We start from the raw sequence: 21179 nt of genomic DNA, 5'->3' as shown, positions 1-21179 counted from the left end.
TACATTTGTAAGCATATGTTCAACGAATTCGGTAAATTTATAAAGCTTACTACCTTTGGTGAAAGTCATGGACAGGCACTGGGAGGCGTAATTGATGGTTTTCCAGCTGGATTATCCGTTAATTTTGATGAAATACAAAAAGAATTGGATCGCAGAAAACCCGGACAATCGAAAATTGTAACTCAACGAAAAGAAGACGATAAGGTAGAATTTCTTTCCGGCATTTTTGAAGGAAAAACAACAGGACAAGCTATTGGATTTGTTATTAAAAATACCAATCAAAAATCCAATGATTACGATCATAATACCGGTATTTTCAGACCTTCACATGCAGACTTCACTTATTTTCAAAAATATGGAATCAGAGACCATCGAGGCGGGGGGAGAACCTCAGCAAGGGAAACAGCTAACTGGATTGTTGCCGGAGCTTTAGCTAAACAATTACTATCCTCAATATCTATCCATGCATTTGTTTCTTCAGTAGGGGAAATTACTTTGAAAAAGAATATCCATGAACTGGATTTAAGCCAAACGGAATCTAATATAGTTCGATGTCCTGATTGGGAAACTGCTGAACAAATGATTCAGAAAATAGCTGAAATTAAAAAGGATGGAGATACTATTGGCGGAGTCATAACCTGTATGATTAAAAATGTTCCAATGGGTTTAGGCGAACCGATTTTTGATAAATTATCTGCCAGATTGGCTCAAGGAATGATGAGTATAAATGCAGCTAAAGGTTTTGAAATTGGCAGTGGCTTTGCAGGTACTCGATTAAAAGGTTCTGAACATAATGATATTTTTACTCAAGGAGGAAAAACACTGACGAATAATTCGGGAGGTATACAAGGGGGAATATCCAACGGTATGGATATTGTTTTTAAAGTTGCCTTTAAGCCGGTTGCTACCATTATGAAAGAGCAACAAACGATAGATGAAAACGGAAATGTATGTTCAATTAAAGGGAAGGGAAGACATGATCCTTGTGTGGTTCCCAGGGCGGTTCCTGTTGTAGAAGCTATTGCAGCTTTTATTTTGGCTGACTTTTGGTTGATGAATAAAGTTAGAAAAATGTAATTTTTAATTTTAAAATAAACCTTTACATACAATTGGCAGAAATTATCCTTTACCAGTTGAAATACTATTTGAAGATATCTTTCGTTTAACAAACCAAGAATATACATAACTATATTTTCAATTTATCGGTTAAATAAAGAATATATCAAATTATGTATTTGAAAACATGTAATTTTTGTTATTAATAAAGATTACCAAACTATAAAATGGTAACAGCTAATAAATATACGATGGATTCAATAAAATTAGAAAACTATTGGGACAAAGGAGTGTCTTACAATGAATATAAAGATATTATAGAGATTCAAGCAAAAGAAGGTTTACTTTCTAAAAATGAAGATATTAAAAAACTTGCTGAATACACCCGTTTAAATTTGAGCCGAATCCATAGGAATGATAAAACGCTCGTATTGGATGAATCAGTGAGTTCAGGCTTGAAGAAAATTAGTCGTAAAATTCATATATTAGTCATATCCGAAGGATGGTGTGGAGATGCAGCGCAAATAGTGCCGGTAGTCAATAAAATTTGCGAATCATCCGAGGGGTTGGACATGAGAATTTTTTTTAGAGATCAAGATGAATTATTGATTAATCAATATCTAACTAATGGAGGAAAGGCAATTCCCATTGTAATTTTTATTGATGCGGAAACTTTCGAAGAAATTGCTCATTGGGGGCCTAGACCTAAACCTTGTGCACCTTTCCTAAAAAAATATAAAACAGATCCTGAAAACTATACCCATGACGATTTTGCAAAGGATATTCAAGGATTCTATAACAAGGATAAAGGACGTACCATTTCAGAAGAATTGTTGGAAAAGATTTTACAGTAAAAATGTTTAATTTTTTCGAAAATCTATAGTATTCTTTACATAAGTTATTACAAATCTTTATTTTTTTAATTTGGCAAAAGATCTTATCTAATTCTATCCTTTGTATATAATAAAATACTCATTGCATCAATGTTTTAGTGGGATACTAGTTTTTTCGTATACACATATTTTGATTTAAAGAGCCAGTTCTTAGGCTAAATTATAATTTTATATATTTGTCACAAATTTTTCGAGTATGAAATGTGGAATTGTTGGTCTACCCAATGTAGGGAAATCTACTTTATTTAATTGTTTATCTAATGCAAAAGCACAATCGGCTAATTATCCGTTCTGTACCATCGAACCGAATGTAGGTACAGTTTCTGTGCCTGATTTAAGGTTAAATAAACTTGAAGAATTAGTAGTGCCGGAAAGGGTAGTGCCTGCCGTAGTGGAAATAGTAGATATTGCCGGTTTAGTTAAAGGAGCCAGTAAAGGAGAAGGTTTGGGAAATCAATTTTTAGCTAATATCAGAGAAACCCATGCAATAATCCATGTGTTGCGTTGTTTTCAAAATGATAATATTACCCATGTTGAAGGAACTATAGATCCGGTTAGAGATAAAGAAATTATTGATATTGAGCTGCAACTTAAAGATTTGGAAACCATTGAAAAAAAATTGGATAAATCCAAAAGAGCGGCTAAAGCAGGAAATAAAGAAGAGCAGCAAATTGTGTCTGTGTTGGAAAAGTTGAGAGCTTTTATTGAAGAAGGTAAAAATGCACGAGAATTCGAAACAGATTCTATTTCAGAGCCGATTATTGCAGAATTACAACTCTTGACCTTTAAACCTATCATGTATGTGTGTAATGTAGATGAAAAATCAGCAAAAGAGGGCAATGAATTTGTTGAAAAAGTAAAAGAAAAGGTAAAAAACGAAAAGGCGGAAGTGATTGTATTAGCGGCTCAAATTGAGGCAGACATTTCTGAATTGGAAACCTATGAAGAGCGTAAAATATTTTTAGAAGAATTAAATTTAGAAGAACCGGGAGTAAATCGCTTGATTCGCCAAGCATACAAACTCTTAAATTTACAAACTTATTTTACTGCCGGAGTTAAAGAAGTTAGGGCTTGGACTATTGAAAAAGGATGGACAGCTCCTCAAGCTGCCGGAGTAATACATTCTGATTTTGAAAAAGGATTTATTAGAGCTGAAGTTATTTCCTATCAAGATTTTGTAACTTACGGATCGGAAGCTAAAGTTAAAGAAGCCGGAAAATTATCGGTTGAAGGTAAAGAATATATCGTTAACGATGGAGATATTATTCATTTCCGATTTAATGTTTAAGCTATTTTAATATCAATCGTTTAGTTTTAAACTATATTTTTAAAACACGTCTCCTTTATTTAGCATAGATTATAAATAAAGGAACTCGTATTTGAATACATTATAAAATTATTCAGCTATTTGTTATAAAACTTTTTAGTATTCAAAAGAATTTTAAATTTACGTATAGTATTTGTGCAATTAAATTAGAATTATTAATTTTGCACCCAATTGATTAACCTCTGACGAAAGACGTGAATGTTATTCAATTTTATAACTGTTATATTTTTTAAATGGAACCATTAATTAAGTACGTACAGGATAAGTACATCGCAAAAAAAGAATTTCCAAAATTTGGAGCCGGGGATACCCTAACTGTTTATTACGAAATTAAAGAAGGTAATAAAACAAGAACCCAGTATTTTAAAGGGGTAGTTATTCAGGTTAAAGGAACCGGAGCAACCAAAACATTCACTATCAGAAAAATGAGCGGTGATGTAGGTGTTGAAAGAGTTTTTCCTATTAATATGCCAGCGCTTCAAAATATTGAAGTTAACAGAAGAGGAAAAGTACGTAGAGCAAGAATTTACTATTTTAGAGATCTACGTGGTAAAAAAGCAAGAATTAAAGATGCTAGAGTTAAATAATATTACATTTAGCATTTATTTTAAAATAAAAGAGGAAAATTTAAATTTTCCTCTTTTTTTTGGTTTTTACTTTCCTTTTAAAAATTAATTTTCGAATACTTCAAACGTATGATCTTCGTATATAATTAAGATTTTTTCTATTTTTTTCTTGTTATTTTTCGTTTTCTGCAGGATTGAATTTTTAATTATTTGATCTTCTGTCTGAGAATTTTCTTTTACGCGATTCTCAGGCGCTTGAATAGTATTATCATTATTAGAGTGTGAAGAATCTTTTTGTTTTTGATCCATTTCATCTAAAGAAAAGAGTGTAGGGGATGGTTGTTCCTGAACCGTCTTATTTTCTAAATCTAAACTTTCCTTTTTATTATTTTCCAATTGAGATTTCAAAGGTTTTCCTTTTCCTAAAATAAGCCATTCAGAATTTATTTCAGGAAAAACAGATAGAGTTCTTTCTAAAAAATCTAATGAAGGTTTATTTCGAGCAGAAGTGATATGCGAAATGCTCGATCGTTGGACATTTATCTTATCTGCAAATTCTCCTGATGTTAAACCTAATATTTCTATGAGTGTAGCTATTCTTTTATCAATTTCCATGATTTACAAATGTTAACTATTTACATATGTGAAATAGAATAATAAATACAAAGTTACTAAAAACACCATAGATTCTGTCAAAAAATAACTTAAAGTTAATTTCAATAAAAACATTAAATAAATATGTATAAAATACTGGTAAATAGATAATTAAATATTTTTTAATAAGAAAATTAAATAAATAACTTATAATTATATGACACAATATCAGAACTAATAATTTAGGAAAGAAGATTGTTTTACAAATGTAAATTACAAATGTAAATCAAGAAAACTGTGTATAATTGAATATCTTTGTAAAAAATATAATTATGTCTGCAGAGTTTAAAATCTTTGATTTAAATGAAAATTTAAGTATCGAAGAAAATTTTAAAAATAGATATGTAAACCCTTCGGAGCTTTCCGATTTTTTAATGAATAATTATAAAAGTTTACTTACAGAAATTGGAAGATCGGAACTTAATAAACCTATATATAAATTGACTTTAGGAAAAGGACCTAAAAATATATTACTATGGACCCAAATGCACGGGAACGAAACAACGGGTACTTTAAGTTGTTTAGATTTGCTTAAATTTTTTGAAAGTGAAAATAATTGCTCACATGAAATTCTCAACAAGTTTACTCTCGATATTATCTTCATGTTAAATCCGGATGGCGCTGAAATTTGGACACGAAGAAATCGTTTAGGAATTGATATTAATCGGGATTTTTTAACCGCTTCATCAATAGAAATGCAAGTATTAAAAAAAACTGCAAGTGAAAAAAAATATGATTTAGCGTTTAATCTACACGATCAAAGAACTATATTCGGAGTAGAAGGAAAAAAAGAACCGGCCACCCTGGCTTTTTTATCGCCATCGGAATCGGTTGATAGAAAGGTGACTGAAACCCGAAAAAAATCGATGGGATTAATAGCTGATATTTATCAAGAAATTTCAAAACTTCTACCTAATAAGATATCAAGGTTTACCGATGAATTTTATCCAAGATCAGTCGGTGATAATTTTCAAAAATTAGGAATTCCTACTATATTGTTTGAAGGAGGGCATTTTCCCAAAGATTATTATCGTCAAATAACCAGACGATATTTTACATTATCGTTGATTACTGCTCTATATTATGCCTCTATTAAGGATGAATGGCAAAAGGGGTATGAATTATATAATGAAATACCTAATAATTCTTTATCATTTTTTGATATTATATATAGAAATGTACGCATACGTGAAGATAAAAAAGAAACAGTTGATATTGGTATACAATATGCAGAAAAGATTACTAAGGGAGAAAATGAACTTTCATTTATTGCCAAAATAGAAGACATTGGAGACCTTTCATTCATGTATGGACATGAGGAAATTGATGCAGAAGGAAGATGTATCGTTTTCGCGGACTCTGCCATACAGTTTCCTAAAATAGGCATCTTGGCTGATTTTAAATTAGATGAGTGGATTATTGTAAATGGAAAAAAATTGGATTCATTTGCTTAATAGTTACTTAACAATATATTCAAACATGATAATTTATTTCTAATATTAGCGGAAAAAATTGCTTAATACTTGAAATAATTCATTTACCGTCCTTTTAGATAGTAAATCATAATAGTATTATATAGAGTTTACATAGGCTTACACACAGTCTCAAAGATAAATTTAGTAACTTTGCCCGGTTAATTATATATGATAAAGATGACAGAAAACACAGATATATTAGAAACTATTATTATAGGTTCCGGCCCTGCAGGATTTACGGCTGCAATTTATGCTGCCAGAGCAGAAATGAATCCGCTTATGATCACCGGTTTAGAATTAGGGGGACAGCTAACGACTACGACCGAAGTTGAAAATTTTCCCGGATATCCCGATGGGATTACCGGTCCTGAAATGATGATTCAGTTACAAAAACAAGCCGAAAAATTCGGCACTCAAGTTATCATCGATACCGTATCAGAGGTTGAATTAGGAAAAAATGTAGGAGACATACATATTGTAAAAACTATATCGGGAAAAGAATTTAAAACTAAGACTATTATTATTTCAACGGGTGCTAGTGCAAAATATTTAGGTAAAGATTTTGAAAAAACGTATAGAGGAGGCGGAGTTTCTGCTTGTGCCACTTGTGACGGATTTTTTTACAGAGGTAAAAATGTGGTAGTTGTAGGAGGCGGAGATACGGCAGCAGAAGAAGCAACGTACTTAGCAAAAATATGTAAGACTGTTTATATGCTTGTACGTAAAGATTATTTAAAAGCTTCTAAAATTATGCAAGAACGAGTAGACCTTACCACTAATATTGTACTTATGTATAATACCGAATTGCAAGATTTAAAAGGCGATAATAATTTGGTTTCTCAAGCAGTGGTTATTGATAATTTAAACAACGAAGAAAAAGTATTGGATGTAGACGGAATATTTATTGCTATCGGACACAAACCCAATACCGAGATATTTAAAGGTAAATTGGAAATGGACGAAACCGGATATTTACATGTTAAGCCATTTAGTACAGAAACAAATATTCCGGGAGTTTTTGCGGCGGGTGATGTTGCCGATAAAAAATACAGACAAGCAATTACTGCCGCAGGAGCAGGTTGTATGGCTGCTTTGGATGCAGAAAAATATGTATCGTCCCTAGATCATCATTAAATTTAAGCAGGTCTTGATAATTGTATGAATTATCCCAGCAAAATATTAGAAAAAGCAGTTGAAGAAATTTCACAACTTCCGGGTATTGGAAGGAGGACGGCCCTACGTTTAGCCTTGCATTTATTGGATATACCTGAAATTCAGGCAGATAATTTATCAAAATCAATTAGTCAGTTAGTACATGAAATAAAGCACTGTAAACTGTGCAACAATCTATCGGATACTGAGATCTGTACCATCTGTGCAAATCCGTATCGAAATGAAAAAATTATCTGTGTAGTTGAAGATGTAAGAGATGTAATGGCAATAGAAAGTACCCAACAGTTCAATGGGAAATATCATGTATTGGGGGGAAGAATTTCCCCTATGGAAGGAGTCAGCGCAACCGATTTGTGTATCAATCCGCTAATTGAAAGAGTTAAAGAACAGGGAACAGAGGAAATTATATTTGCATTAAGTGCTACTATAGAAGGAGACACAACCATGTTTTATTTGTATAAAGTATTGAATGATTCTCATATAAAATTCACTGCAATAGCAAGGGGAATAGGAGTCGGTGATGAACTTGAATATACAGATGAGTTAACTTTAATACGTTCCATACAAAACAGAGTACCTTATAAACAAGGAATTAAGTAGTTCTTATAGTAATTAAAAAATAATTAATGAATTTGAAACAACTTTCAATTATTATTGTTAATTATAATGTAAAAGATCTTTTAAAAAATTGCATTCAAAGTTGTTTACATGCAATAAAAACTATTGATGCAGAAATTATTATTGTAGACAATAATTCCAATGACGGTAGCAAAGAATTTATAACGCGAGTATTTCCTCAAGTTAAATGGATTCAAAATTCGGCAAATTTAGGTTTCTCTAAAGCAAATAATATAGGTGTGGCGTATTCAAATGGAAACTATTTACTAATTCTCAATCCCGATACTATTGTTAAGCCGGATGTTTTTGAAAAAATTATACCTTTTGCCGAACATGCAAAAAAATTTGGAGCCTTAGGGGTTCGAATTACCGATGAACACAACCATTATCGTCCGGAATCGAAGAGAAATTATCCGAATCCTAAAAATACATTTGATAAGTTATTCAGCCAATTATTTTTTAGTAAATCAAAAAAATCTAAAGGCTATTATAATACGGAATTGGGTGAATATGATATTGGAAAAGTGGAAATTTTAACAGGATGCTTTTTCTTTACTACCAAAAAAATATATACTGAAGTAGGAGGTTTCGATGAATCTTATTTTATGTATGGTGAAGATATCGATCTAAGTTATACTATTTTAAAAGCCGGTTATCAAAATTATTATTACGGGAAAACTTCCATAATACATTATAAAGGAGCAGCAACTAAAATAGATAAATCGTATTACAAAAATTTCTATAATGCTATGGAAATTTTTGTAAGAAAATATTTTAAAAAGCCTTTTGTAATGTATATTTTCCTATTGTTCGGATTAAAAATAAGATATTATTTAGCTTTATTAATATTTAGCATGCAAAGAAAAAAATAACACAATATTTATAAAACAATGCTCATAAATTTATTTAAATTTATGAGCATTGTTTTTTTGGAAAACTACTTATTTTAATCTTTAAAAACTTTTAAATTAGAAGAAAGTATAAAAATACAAATTCCAAAAATACCTATTAAAGCAAAGGAAAATCTAAGATTAAGAGCTTCGGATATGTAACCTATTACCGGAGGACCTAATAAAAAACCTATAAATCCTATGCTGGAAACTATAGTCAATGCCATGCCGGTTGGAATTTTAGTTTTCTGTCCTGATAAACTGTAAATAGTGGGTATTATGCTGGATACTCCTAAACCGATAATCATAAAAGACAAAGTAGTAATAATCAGATTAGGAAAAGCAACAGAAATAAATAAGCCCAATGATATCAGTATACCACTTAGTTGAACTACACGTTTTCTTCCCCATTTTTGTATGGCATGATCAGCAATAAAACGACCGCTTGCCATCATAATCATAAACGAGGTGAAACCTAAAGGAGCCCAATTTTTGGAAGCTTTAACGATTTCTTCAAAATATATCCCGCTCCAATCAAACATGGCACCTTCGGAAGCCATACCACAAAAAGCAGTAATTCCCAAAAGAAATAAAAATTTTTCAGGTTTTTGCTTCTCTTTTGTACTTTTTGTTTCTGAATTTTTATCAGAAATATTTTTTGCGTCTATTTGTAGATATTTGAAATTAAATAAAATAAGTATCCCTACTGTAAAAAGAATAAACAAATAATGTTGAAAAGGCGATAGCCCTAAATTTACCATTACTAATCCTATTAATGAACCGGTAAATCCGGCTATGCTCCATCCTCCATGAAAAGAAGACATGATGGATTTTTTGTATAGATTTTCAACAAGTATTCCTTGAGTATTAACGGAAATATTGCAAAAATTACCAAAAAAGCCAAACAAAATTAAAGTAAGAATTAACATTAATTCGGTTTGTGAACATCCGATTAATAATAAACTTAAAGCATAGCAAGGCAGAGAAGCTATCAATATTTTTTTACTTCCCATTTTAGATATTAAAAATCCCGATAGGGTCATCCCTAAAATTTGACCAACCGGCAGCATTAATAAAATAGTTCCCCAGGAAGCATCCCCTAATTTTAAAAAGTTTTTAATATCGGGAATTCTGCTGGCCCAGCTGGAAAAACATATTCCTTGTGAAAAGTAAAAAGCAAATACTCCCAAACGGATTCTTTTGGGCGATAGATTGTTAGGCTTCGAATCAATTGCGTTAGTCATGAATTAAATTTTGATTTTTTTTGAAAATTAGCTGCAAATTTAATTCGCAAGTTTGTAAAATCATAAAATATTATGTATAGCTCTTAAATGAGAACATTTTGTTTTAAATTAAACTAATTAACAAAAATTTAACATTTATATTGTTTCTTGGTTATATAATTTTGTGCTAAATTATAATAGATAAAACAATGAAAAAAGTATTTTTATTTTTAAGTATACTTGCTGCAAGTATGAGCTATTCTCAAAATCATCATTGGGGATATGAAGGAGAATCTTCTCCTGAACATTGGGGAGAATTGGAAGAGGGAAAACAATGCGGTATAGGTAAATTTCAATCGCCAATTAACATTTCAAAATCTAACTATAAAAAAGATTTATCGCCTATACAATTTAATTACGGATCCGGAGAAATCGAGGATATCGAAGACAATGGGCATTCTCTTCAATTTGATTTTAAATCGGGAAGTACCATTACGTACAACAAAAAAGTTTATACCTTAGTTCAATTCCACGCTCATGAAGAATCTGAACATACCATTGATAGAGTGAGATACCCGTTGGAATTACATTTTGTTCATAAAGCAGAAGATGGTTCAGTATTGGTAATTGGTGTTATGGTAAAAGAGGGAAATTTAAATTCTTATTTTGAAAAACTCGAAATTTTTAAATCATTAAAAGGGTTAGGAAAAATTAATACGGTTATAAAATTCAATCCTGAAAATTTATATCCAAAAGATAAATCTTATTACACTTATTTAGGATCTTTGACTACCCCTCCTTGTGCAGAAAATGTCACTTGGATCGTATTTAAAAATCCGATCACAATGAGCGAAGAAGAAATTGATGAAATAAAATATCACTTACCAAAATCAAATAACAGACCTCTTCAACCTTTAAACGGTAGAAAAATATTTAATAATTAAAAAAATACAGTCATAACTTAAATTCCCTGATTATACTTTTAATAATCAGGGAATTTTAATAAAATCATAAAAATTATTTAATACTAATTATATTAATTTCAGTAAATAAATTAAATACGTAATTTTGCACTATGCTAAACGAAATCAGGAAATCCGTAGCTTTTCATACCATAGGATGTAAATTAAATTTTGCTGAAACTTCTACAATTGCTCGACAATTAATTGAGGAAGGATTTGTAAAGGTATCTTTTGAAGAAACAGCAGATGTTTATATTATCAACACATGTTCGGTAACCGATAATGCCGATAAAGAGTGTAAAACTATCGTTAAAAGAGCGTTACATTTAAATCCTGATGCTTTGATTTGTATTATTGGTTGTTATGCTCAATTAAAACCGCATGAAATCAGTAAGATTGACGGGGTAGATTTAGTTTTGGGTGCAAAAGAAAAGTTTAATATTCACAAGTATATTATGGATCTTAAAAAAGATTCTGAAGTAAAAGTTCATTCTTGTGAGGTTGATCAAGCTGATTTTTTTGTAGGTTCCTATTCAATTGGAGACAGAACACGTGCTTTTTTAAAAGTACAGGATGGTTGTGATTATAAATGTACGTATTGTACAATTCCTTTAGCAAGAGGAATTTCACGTTCTGCAGAGCTTGAAACCATTATTAAACAAGCCGAAGAAATTTCTGAGAAAGGAATTAAAGAAATTGTACTTACAGGCGTGAATATTGGCGATTATGGAAAAGGTGAGTTTGGAAATAAAAAACATCAACATACTTTTTTAGAATTAATACAAAATTTAGATATGGTAGAAGCCATAGAGCGCATACGAATATCTTCCATTGAACCAAATTTGCTTAAGGATGAGATTATTGATTATGTTGCTGATTCGAAAATTTTCGTTCCTCATTTCCATATTCCTTTACAATCCGGCTGCGATGATTTGTTGAAGAAAATGAAGAGAAGATATCTGACTCATTTATACGACGAGAGAATCCATAAGATACATTCTGTAATCAAAGATGCTTGCATAGGAGTTGATGTAATTGTAGGTTTTCCAGGAGAAACGGAAGAAAAGTTCTTAGAAACGTATAATTTTTTACAAAATCTGCCGATTAGTTATTTACATGTTTTCACTTATTCGGAGAGGGATAATACAGAAGCTGTTCATATGGAAGACAGGGTACCTTATTCTGAGCGCAAAAAAAGGAATAAAATGTTAAAAATTCTGTCTGAAAAAAAACGCCATGCATTTTATGAATCTCAATTAGGCAAAGTTAAAACGGTTCTTTGGGAGCATGAGAACAAAAATGGGATGATGTACGGATATACTGAAAATTACGTACGCGTTAGCCAACCTTATAATCCTAAACTTATTAACCAATTAGAAGAAGTTTACCTGGAAAAACTTGATTCTTTTGGAAATGTGCTGGTAAGATCTACCATTGCAGCTTACTAATCTAAGTATTAAAATTAGTACACATAAACCGTCGGTTTACGTTTAATTTAACTTTACACTCAAATGTTAAGAAATAGAAGTCATTTCTATATCTTCGGATGAATCTTTATATCCTAAGAAATATAAAATTCCATCTAATCCGATGGTAGATAAGGAATGATTCGCATTTTGTTTGACCGTTGGCTTCGCATGAAATGCAATTCCGAGTCCGGCTATGGATAACATAGGTAAATCATTTGCCCCATCGCCAACTGCAACAGTTTGTTGTATATCTATATTTTCAAAAGTTGAAATTAATTTTAAATATTCGGCTTTCTTTTTGCCATCCACAATATCACCAATGTAATTACCTGTTAACTTTCCATCAATAATTTCCAATTTATTGGCAAATACATAATCGAATCCAAATTTATCTTTGAGATAGTCTCCGAAATAGGTAAATCCTCCGGATATAATTGCTGTTTTAAATCCACTTTTCTTAAGAACTCCCATCAGTCGTTCGAGACCTTCAGTAATGGGTAAATTTTCTGCTATCTCTTTTAAAACGTTTTCATTCAAGCCTTTTAATAACTTTATTCTTCTTTTAAAGCTTTCGGAAAAATCTATTTCTCCGTTCATGGCAGACTCAGTGATGACTCTAACTTCATTTCCAACTCCGGCTTTTTCTGCAAGTTCATCGATAACTTCAGTTTGAATTAAGGTTGAATCCATATCAAAGCAGATCAAGCGTCTCATTCTTCGGTACTTGTTTTCTTCCTGTAAGGCAATATCAATATTTAAATCAGATGATAAGGATAAGAATTTATTTTGTATTTCTTTTAGGTTAGATAAATTCCCTCTTACAGCAAATTCAAAGCAAGTTCGATCAATATTTCGATCCAAAGGTATGCGTTGAGTTAAACGTATAATCCGTTCGATATTAAGTTTAAAATCCAATAAAACTTTAGAAACTTCAGAAATTTGGTTAGCACTAATTTCTTTACCTAAAATATTTATTATGTATCTGTTTTTACCCTGAACTTTAACCCAATTACTGTATTCTTCTTTGGTTAAGGCTGAAAATCTAACATTAATTTCTAATGAATTGGCTTTAAATAAAATTTCTTTTAAAATGTTTCCGGAACTTCCGTTTTCAGACATGAAAATAATAGCTAAGGATAAAGAATGATGTATATTGGCTTGACCAATGTCAAGTATTTTTGCATTATATTTTCCTAAGATATGAGTGATTGCTGTTGTTATTCCCGGTTTATCAACTCCTGATATGCTGACTAAAATTATTTCTGATGAATTTTTCATGTGAAAATTAATTTTTTTAAATCATTTAATTATTAATTTAACATTTTCCACAGTTTAATCATTTGTTTTGCTTCTTTCACATCATGAACACGCAAAATATGAGCACCTTTTTGTAAGGCATAAAAATTTAATGCGGACGTACCTATCAATGCATCTTCAGCAGATGTTTCTAAACATTTATAAATCATGCTCTTTCTGGAAATTCCTATATATAAGGGAAGATTAAATATTTTGAATTTATCTATATTTTTCAGCAAATCGTAATTTTGTTGTAAAGTCTTACTGAATCCAAATCCCGGATCTAATAAAATATCATTGACTCCAAATTTTCGTAATTCACTAATTTTTTTAGAAAAGTAATAATTAATATCGGTGATTAGATTTTCATAATCTGTATAATTTCCCATAGTTTGAGGAGTTCCTCTCATATGCATTAAAACATAAGGAACGTTGAGTTTTCCCATAGTTTCAAACATTTTATTATCTAAAGTACCTCCCGAAATATCATTAATCATTCCCACTCCTTCATTGACACTTTCAATGGCAACTTTAGACCAAAAGGTATCGATCGATAATTTTACCCGAGGAAATTCTTTTTTAATAGCTTTAATTACAGGAATTACTATGCTTAGTTCTGTTTCATCAGATAAAAATTCGGAATCCGGACGAGTGGATTGTCCGCCAATATCAATGAAATCAGCGCCTTCATCTATTAATTTTTCTGTTTGTTTTAAAGCTTTATCAATAGTGGAATACCTACCTCCATCAAAGAAAGAATCCGGAGTAACATTTAGTATTCCAGCTACTTTAGGCTCATTACAATCGACCAAATCACCATTAATATTAATTATCATATATCTTATTTGAATCTGTAAATTTAAAAAAATAAATAAAGTTTAAAGTAAATATAGTTACACAGTTTAATAGCTTTCGTTTTTTATATTAATGAAGTTTAGTTGAAAATTATATTTTCACAAATGTTTCAAAATTGTTTAAAATATAAATGCTACTGAATAAACTTTCTACAATTTTTATAGTATTATATCCCTAAATTTACATAATAGCATATTTTTTACTAAATAATAAATTTTATTGATGTAAAATAATTTTTAAATTTATTAAATTAGTATAATAAATTATATTGTAACAATTTTTTGAAACGATAGACAAATAGGTTTTTATATTTAATCTTAAAATAAAGAGATAAAATGAATAAATTTTTTATCTGTTATGTAACTAATATTATAGTCAACTAGTAAACAAGTATTAATATAAAGATATAGTAATTAAAATTAATTTATTTTTGCGCTCTTAAAATTAGGATTAAATGAAAGAATCTGTGAATACAAATAAAATCATATGGATTGATAATCTTAGGGCTGTTTCAGCTATAGGAATTATTTTAATACATGTGTCCGCCATAATGAGTCATCATTATGGAAGTATTCCAAATAAAAGTTGGTGGATATCAAACTTTTATATTAATATAGCTCGGTTTGGTGTACCGGTTTTTGTTATGATGACCGGTATGTTATCTTTAGGAAAACAATACACTTTTAAACATTTTACCAAAAAATTATGGAGAATATTAATACCTTTTGTGTTTTGGAGCTTAATATATATTTTCTTTAAAATACTAGATATTCATTATAAAGATCATGTAGATCTGGGATATAGATTTGTTATAGACTATACGTATCTAGAATTGGTTTCGGGAGCGAGCTATCATATGTGGTATATTTACATGATTATAAGAATTTATCTATTATATCCCATAATTAATCAATGGATTTTAGATAGTAATCCAAGACAACAATTATATTTTATAGTCGTTTGTTTTATAATATTTTTAATTTTCTACACTTTTTTTAGTACGGTTTATTTAGTAAACTATATAAAACTATATTCTGAATTTCTGGGATATTTAGTATTGGGATATTATTTAGTAAGAAGAAAATATGAATATAGTGTTAAATATTACGTATATGTATGTTTAATTATTTATTTATTATCCCTTTTTGGAATTTGCTTTGATACTTATATCACATCTAAAATGAACAATTTTTATATAGAGCAATATAAGCCCTGGGATTTATTTCAAGCTCTTTCCGTTTTTTTACTTTTCTTTTTAGTTCCGGTATTCAATAAAAAAAGTAAAATATTATCTTTTATAAGTGAATACAGTTACGGAATATATTTAATACATGTATTAGTCATGAGATTAATTGAACATTTTGGTTTAAACGCATATTCTTTTAATCCTTTATTTTCTATTCCAATTACTACTTTTTGTACTTTACTTATATCAATTATCATATTATATACTTTAGATAAGATACCTTTAGGAAAATATATAGTTAAATAGTACATTTGTAGGTATTAATGGAATAATGGAAAAAACATCAGAACAATTTGATTCAGTAATTTCAGTTTGTAAGGAATTATTTATAAAAAAAATGATTGATTACGGATCGGCTTGGAGAATATTACGATTGCCTTCCTTAACAGATCAGATATATATCAAAGCCAATCGAATTAGAACTATTCAGGAAAAAGGAAATCAAAAAATTTCAGAAGGAATCGACGAAGAATTTTTAGCGATAGTTAATTATTCTATTATGGCATTGATTCAATTGGAAAAAGGAATTGCTGAAAATCCTGACTTAAATTTAGAAGAGGCTGAACAGCTTTACGATGAAAAGGTTAGCCAGGCTAAAAACTTAATGATGCGTAAGAACCATGACTATGGAGAAGCTTGGAGAGATCTGAGAATAAGTTCGATTACAGATTTAATTTTGCAAAAATTATTGCGTATAAAACAAATTGAAAATAATGAAGGCAAAACATTAGTTTCCGAAGGTTTAGACGCCAATTATTTTGATATACTAAATTATTCTGTATTTGCTTTAATTCTTCATCAGGAAATTAATTAATTGTTGTTACATGAAATTTTTAACTCAATTTTTTAGAATACTTGTTGGAGTAGTTTTCATAATTTCCGGTTATGTTAAAACTATTGATCCCATTGGATTTTCATATAAATTGGAAGAGTATTTTGGAGAAAGTGTGTTTAATCTGCCGAGCTTACATCACTTAGCACTTCCGTTGTCTATTTTTTTTGTAGTTTTTGAAGTCATGTTGGGAGTATTTCTTTTATTGGGAGTTTGGAAAAAATTTACACTTTCTTCTTTAGTTTTATTAATAATTTTCTTTTCATTTTTAACTTTTTATTCTGCATATTTCCACAAAGTAACTGATTGTGGTTGCTTTGGAGATGCTCTTAAATTATCACCGTGGACTTCATTTGGAAAAGATATTGTCCTTTTGGTAATGATTTTAATCTTAGTTTTCGGTTCAAAATACATCCGTTCTGTATTTTCTGTAAAAATTAATTGGATAATCGTGAGTGTATCTTTTGCTATCTGTGTATGGACTGTTTATCAAGGCATTGCTCATTTACCTATTATTGATTTTAGACCTTATGCTGTGGGAAAAAATCTTAAAGCAGGTATGAATGACGGTGAACCGGAGCAAAATATAATTATATACACACTCAAGAATACCTCCAATAATGAGATAAAAAAAATGAATTCCGAGGAATATATCAGTTCAGGAATTTGGAAAGATACCCTAACGTGGAAGATTAATGATACTTCGGTTAAAATTTTAAAAGAGGCAAAATTGCCTTCGGTACATGATTTTACAGTAGAATGTTTAGGAAATGATATAACGCAAGATATTTTAGATCAAGAGAAAATAGTAATAATTACTGTGCCTTTTGCAAAAAAACTTAGTATTATTGAACGAGCTAAATTGAGAAAAATCACTTTTCAATTTAACGAGAAAAAACTTAATTTTGTTATTTTAACGAATGATCCACAATATTTGAATCCTTTATCTTCATGCATTACAGATCAAACAACATTAAAAACAATTAATAGAAGCAATCCCGGGGTACTAATATTAAAAAGAGGAATAGTTGTTGCCAAATATAATGGTAATGATTTTCCAACCGTGAATGAAATAGAAAAATTATAAACTTAATAAACATACATATGAGAAAAAAAATTGTAGCCGGAAATTGGAAAATGAATAAAACATTGCCTGAAGCTAAAGCTTTATTAGCAGAAATTGACTCATTTATTCAATCTAATTCACCTAAATGTGAAGTTGTTGTAGGTATACCATTTATATATTTAGAAAATGCCAAAGCAAATCATAAAAATGTACAAGTTTTTTCTGAAGATATTTCCGAACACAAGTCGGGAGCATATACAGGAGAAATTTCCGCAGAAATGCTTACCTCTATTCGGGTAGACGGTTCTATCATTGGCCATTCTGAAAGAAGACAATATCATAAAGAAACAGACGAACAAATAGGAGCTAAAGTTAAAATAGCTTTAGATAATGGTTTAACTCCTATTTTTTGTAATGGAGAATTATTAGAAGAAAGAAAAGCAGGTAAACATTTTGAAGTAGTAAAAAGACAAACCGAAATTGCTTTATTTAACTTATCCGCTGAAGAAATAGTTAAAGTGGTAATTGCCTATGAACCGGTTTGGGCTATTGGTACAGGCGAAACAGCTACCCCGGAACAAGCGCAAGAAATACATGCATATATCCGTTCATTAATTGCTGATAAATATGGAAAAGAAGTAGCTGATTCAGTATCCATTCTATATGGAGGAAGCGTGAAACCGGATAATGCTAAAGAAATTTTCTCAAAACCGGATGTTGACGGTGGATTAATCGGCGGGGCTTCTTTAAATGTTAAAGACTTTGGATCATTAATCAATACATACAAAGAAATTTAATTACATTATAAAATAAGTTTTAGAAAAAACAGATTCATTGATTCGAATCTGTTTTTTTATTTGGTTTTATAGAGTATGAAATACCCTAAATACTAGTAAATATCAATATTTTTACGTATATTTGTAAGCATTTCTTGAAATAAATTAACGATTAAAAAATGAGTGAACAAAAATATACTGCAGATAGTATTCAAGCGCTTGAAGGAATTGAACATGTACGTATGCGTCCCTCCATGTATATTGGGGATGTGGGAGTTAGGGGATTACATCATTTAGTATATGAGGTAGTTGACAATTCCATTGATGAGGCTTTAGCCGGGTATTGCGATACTATTAATGTAAGTATAGGTAAAGATAATTCTATAACGGTAAAAGATAACGGTCGAGGTATTCCTGTTGATACTAATAAGCAGACGGGATTGTCTGCTTTAGAATTGGTTATGACTAAAATTGGAGCAGGAGGGAAATTTGATAAAGATTCATATAAAGTTTCCGGAGGATTGCATGGAGTGGGAGTGTCCTGTGTCAATGCATTATCTACTGAATTGATTGCTACCGTTAACAGAGACGGTAAACAATACCAGCAAAAATACTCTAAAGGGGTTGCATTAACTTCTGTTGAAATTGTTGGGGTTTCCACCCATACAGGAACTACAGTAACATTTATTCCCGACAGTTCAATTTTTACCGAAACTATTTATAATTACGATACATTAGCCACTCGTCTTCGTGAACTTTCATTTTTGAACAAAGGAATTACTATTACTTTATCAGATGAACGTGAAGTAGATGAAGAAGGCAACATTAGATCGGAAGAATTTTATTCTGAAAGAGGATTAGAGGAATTTGTCGAATTTATAGATGAAAACAGAGAACCCTTGATGGACGAAATCATCCATATGGAGGGAGAAATTGATGAAATACCGGTTGAAGTTGCGATGAGATATAATACTTCGTATACGGAAAATATTCATTCGTATGTAAATAATATCAATACCCATGAAGGGGGAACGCATTTAACCGGGTTTAGAAGGGCGTTAACCAGAACCTTGAAAAAATATGCCGATGAAAATATTAATTTGGCAAAAGAAAAGGTTGAAATTACCGGTGACGATTTTCGTGAAGGTTTGACTGCTGTTGTTTCCGTTAAAGTCATGGAACCTCAGTTTGAAGGACAAACCAAAACTAAATTAGGTAATTCGGAAGTTAGTTCTGCTGTAGATAAAATAGTTGCCGAAATGTTAACTAATTATCTGGAAGAACATCCTAATGAAGCAAAACAAATTGTTCAAAAAGTTCTTCTAGCAGCAAAAGCACGACAAGCGGCTAAAAAAGCAAGAGAACTTGTACAACGAAAATCTCCGTTAGGAGGAAGCGGATTGCCTGGAAAATTAGCTGATTGTTCTTCACGTAAAGCAGAGGAAAGTGAATTATTCTTAGTCGAAGGAGATTCAGCAGGGGGGACAGCCAAACAAGGTAGAGACAGAAACTTTCAAGCGATCCTTCCATTGAGAGGTAAAATACTTAATGTAGAAAAAGCTGTTAGCTATAAAGTATTTGAAAGTGATGAAATAAAAAACATTTATACCGCCTTAGGGGTATCTGTAGGTACGGAAGAAGATTCCAAAGAATTAAACCTTTCTAAGCTAAGATATCATAAAGTGGTAATTATGACCGATGCGGATGTAGACGGTTCTCACATTACAACTTTAATATTAACCTTTTTCTTCCGTTACATGAAAGAAATGATAGAAAAAGGATATATTTATATCGCAACCCCTCCTTTATATTTACTGAAAAAAGGAAATAAAGAATATTATGCCTGGGATGATAAACATAGAGAGGAAATAGCTTCACAATTAGGTAACGCTCAAGGTAAAGGTTTTACCGTTCAAAGGTATAAAGGTTTAGGAGAAATGAATGCTGAACAGCTTTGGGATACGACTATGAATCCTGAAAAAAGAACGTTGAGACAAGTTACCATCAACAATGCATCTGAGGCTGATCGTATATTCTCCATGTTAATGGGAGATGATGTGCCGCCACGTAGAGAATTTATTGAAAAAAATGCTGTTTATGCAAATATTGATGCTTAAAATATTATAACATTATATATAAAAAAGCCTATTTTTATTAAATAGGCTTTTTTTATTAGTAATATTTTAGATTAAACTTGATACACTTCAGAATGTATTAACTTTATAACATTTATATCCTCTTTATCTAGTTGTATTTCACGAAGAGACATTAATTTCATTGGGTAACTTTTACCATCCTGATGATAGGAAGGTTGTTTATATTCAATATCATTCCATAATTTGAATCCTAATCGTTCATAAAAATTAATTCGACGTATATCCCAATGTGAAGTAGGAGGTTCCACTTCAAGTACAATAGGTTGTGAAATTTTTTCTATGAATAATTGCATAATCTTACTTCCATATCCTTTTTGTCTATGAACAGAAGAAATCGCAAAATGTTCAATAAATGTAAAAGTATTTAATTTCCAATAAGTAATGAAACCGATTCTTTCGTTTTCTTTTATACATAATAATATTTTAAATTTATCTTTATAATCTTCATAAAGTTTAAACATTTGATCCGTAGGCCTCCTTTCTTCAACAGGAAAAGATTTTGTATAATTATTTTCGACAAATGTAATTTCATTTTGATCTAAAAGATTTAATTTTTCAAGTTTCATATTAATTTATGGAATTTTATTTAAAATTGAGAGTAAACACTTTTATTAAAAAATTGAATATAATTTATTTCAAAATAATC

Annotated in this window: 20 protein-coding genes; 15 read left to right on the top strand and 5 right to left on the bottom strand. The window is 30.4% G+C overall.

The genetic code is table 11. The annotated features are described in order from the left end of the window. Positions 1-15: 15 nt before the first annotated feature. The 4 genes from aroC (at position 16) to rplS (ending at position 3863) form a co-directional block, all read left to right on the top strand. Positions 16-1077 carry a chorismate synthase gene (gene aroC, locus GFU93_RS00940; protein WP_160566280.1) on the top strand — a complete coding sequence of 354 codons (1062 nt, stop codon included), beginning with the start codon at positions 16-18 and terminating at the stop codon, positions 1075-1077. Between the two features lie 230 nt (positions 1078-1307). Further along, positions 1308-1910: a thioredoxin family protein gene (locus tag GFU93_RS00935; RefSeq protein ID WP_160566277.1), complete on the top strand. Its 603-nt coding sequence runs from the start codon at positions 1308-1310 to the stop codon at positions 1908-1910. 235 nt (positions 1911-2145) lie between these two features. Beyond that, positions 2146-3237, top strand: coding sequence for a redox-regulated ATPase YchF (ychF, locus tag GFU93_RS00930; protein ID WP_160543242.1), 1092 nt, complete (start codon positions 2146-2148; stop codon positions 3235-3237). Positions 3238-3509: 272 nt separating this feature from the next. After that, the gene (gene rplS / locus GFU93_RS00925) at positions 3510-3863 is read left to right on the top strand and encodes a 50S ribosomal protein L19 (RefSeq protein ID WP_105297718.1); all 354 of its coding nucleotides are present in this window, start codon (positions 3510-3512) and stop codon (positions 3861-3863) included. 84 nt (positions 3864-3947) lie between these two features. Here the strand turns inward: rplS and GFU93_RS00920 are convergent, their stop codons facing one another. Next, the gene (locus tag GFU93_RS00920) at positions 3948-4457 is read right to left on the bottom strand and encodes a helix-turn-helix domain-containing protein (RefSeq protein WP_160566275.1); all 510 of its coding nucleotides are present in this window, start codon (positions 4455-4457) and stop codon (positions 3948-3950) included. A gap of 311 nt (positions 4458-4768) precedes the next feature. Between GFU93_RS00920 and GFU93_RS00915 the strand changes: the two genes are divergently transcribed. The 4 genes from GFU93_RS00915 to GFU93_RS00900 all read left to right on the top strand — a co-directional run bounded on the left by GFU93_RS00915 (position 4769) and on the right by GFU93_RS00900 (position 8634). Further along, positions 4769-5950, top strand: a complete 1182-nt coding sequence (locus GFU93_RS00915) for a M14 family zinc carboxypeptidase (RefSeq protein ID WP_160566272.1) — start codon at positions 4769-4771, stop codon at positions 5948-5950. Between the two features lie 198 nt (positions 5951-6148). After that, a complete protein-coding gene (gene trxB / locus GFU93_RS00910) occupies positions 6149-7105 on the top strand; it encodes a thioredoxin-disulfide reductase (RefSeq protein WP_160543245.1) in 957 nt (318 codons plus the stop codon). 24 nt (positions 7106-7129) lie between these two features. Continuing rightward, entirely contained in the window at positions 7130-7744 is a 615-nt protein-coding gene (gene recR / locus GFU93_RS00905) for a recombination mediator RecR (protein WP_160556690.1), read from the top strand. A gap of 26 nt (positions 7745-7770) precedes the next feature. Next, positions 7771-8634: a glycosyltransferase family 2 protein gene (locus tag GFU93_RS00900; RefSeq protein ID WP_160566269.1), complete on the top strand. Its 864-nt coding sequence runs from the start codon at positions 7771-7773 to the stop codon at positions 8632-8634. Between the two features lie 74 nt (positions 8635-8708). Here the strand turns inward: GFU93_RS00900 and GFU93_RS00895 are convergent, their stop codons facing one another. Next, entirely contained in the window at positions 8709-9896 is a 1188-nt protein-coding gene (locus GFU93_RS00895; RefSeq protein WP_160566266.1) for an MFS transporter, read from the bottom strand. 188 nt (positions 9897-10084) lie between these two features. On the opposite strand from GFU93_RS00895, the gene GFU93_RS00890 reads away from it, so the two are divergent. Further along, the gene (locus GFU93_RS00890) at positions 10085-10819 is read left to right on the top strand and encodes a carbonic anhydrase (RefSeq protein WP_105297711.1); all 735 of its coding nucleotides are present in this window, start codon (positions 10085-10087) and stop codon (positions 10817-10819) included. 131 nt (positions 10820-10950) lie between these two features. Continuing rightward, positions 10951-12285, top strand: coding sequence for a tRNA (N(6)-L-threonylcarbamoyladenosine(37)-C(2))-methylthiotransferase MtaB (mtaB, locus tag GFU93_RS00885; RefSeq protein ID WP_160566263.1), 1335 nt, complete (start codon positions 10951-10953; stop codon positions 12283-12285). A 66-nt stretch (positions 12286-12351) separates the two neighbouring features. On the opposite strand, the gene serB is transcribed toward mtaB, so the two are convergent. Together serB and folP are read right to left on the bottom strand one after the other, a co-directional pair. Continuing rightward, positions 12352-13584 (bottom strand): phosphoserine phosphatase SerB, encoded by a 1233-nt coding sequence (gene serB, locus GFU93_RS00880; RefSeq protein WP_160566260.1) that lies wholly within the window; start codon positions 13582-13584, stop codon positions 12352-12354. A 32-nt stretch (positions 13585-13616) separates the two neighbouring features. After that, positions 13617-14438: a dihydropteroate synthase gene (gene folP, locus GFU93_RS00875; protein ID WP_160566257.1), complete on the bottom strand. Its 822-nt coding sequence runs from the start codon at positions 14436-14438 to the stop codon at positions 13617-13619. A 473-nt stretch (positions 14439-14911) separates the two neighbouring features. Between folP and GFU93_RS00870 the strand changes: the two genes are divergently transcribed. The 5 genes from GFU93_RS00870 (at position 14912) to gyrB (ending at position 20494) form a co-directional block, all read left to right on the top strand. Continuing rightward, entirely contained in the window at positions 14912-15949 is a 1038-nt protein-coding gene (locus GFU93_RS00870) for an acyltransferase (RefSeq protein ID WP_160566254.1), read from the top strand. Between the two features lie 25 nt (positions 15950-15974). Further along, positions 15975-16517 (top strand): DUF1599 domain-containing protein, encoded by a 543-nt coding sequence (locus tag GFU93_RS00865; protein ID WP_105297706.1) that lies wholly within the window; start codon positions 15975-15977, stop codon positions 16515-16517. Positions 16518-16527: 10 nt separating this feature from the next. Beyond that, complete coding sequence (locus GFU93_RS00860) at positions 16528-17622, top strand: BT_3928 family protein (protein WP_160566251.1); 1095 nt, start codon at positions 16528-16530, stop codon at positions 17620-17622. Positions 17623-17639: 17 nt separating this feature from the next. Beyond that, positions 17640-18398, top strand: a complete 759-nt coding sequence (tpiA, locus tag GFU93_RS00855) for a triose-phosphate isomerase (RefSeq protein ID WP_160566249.1) — start codon at positions 17640-17642, stop codon at positions 18396-18398. 158 nt (positions 18399-18556) lie between these two features. After that, on the top strand, positions 18557-20494 hold the full coding sequence (gene gyrB / locus GFU93_RS00850) for a DNA topoisomerase (ATP-hydrolyzing) subunit B (RefSeq protein ID WP_160543257.1): 1938 nt from the start codon (positions 18557-18559) through the stop codon (positions 20492-20494). Positions 20495-20565: 71 nt separating this feature from the next. On the opposite strand, the gene GFU93_RS00845 is transcribed toward gyrB, so the two are convergent. Beyond that, a complete protein-coding gene (locus GFU93_RS00845) occupies positions 20566-21099 on the bottom strand; it encodes a GNAT family N-acetyltransferase (protein WP_160566246.1) in 534 nt (177 codons plus the stop codon). Between the last annotated feature and the right edge of the window lie 80 nt (positions 21100-21179).

Source organism: Apibacter sp. B3546 (assembly GCF_009827885.1).
Lineage (GTDB): Bacteria > Bacteroidota > Bacteroidia > Flavobacteriales > Weeksellaceae > Apibacter.
Note: the sequence above shows the minus strand (reverse complement) of the source record. Positions and strands in the feature narration are given on the sequence as shown.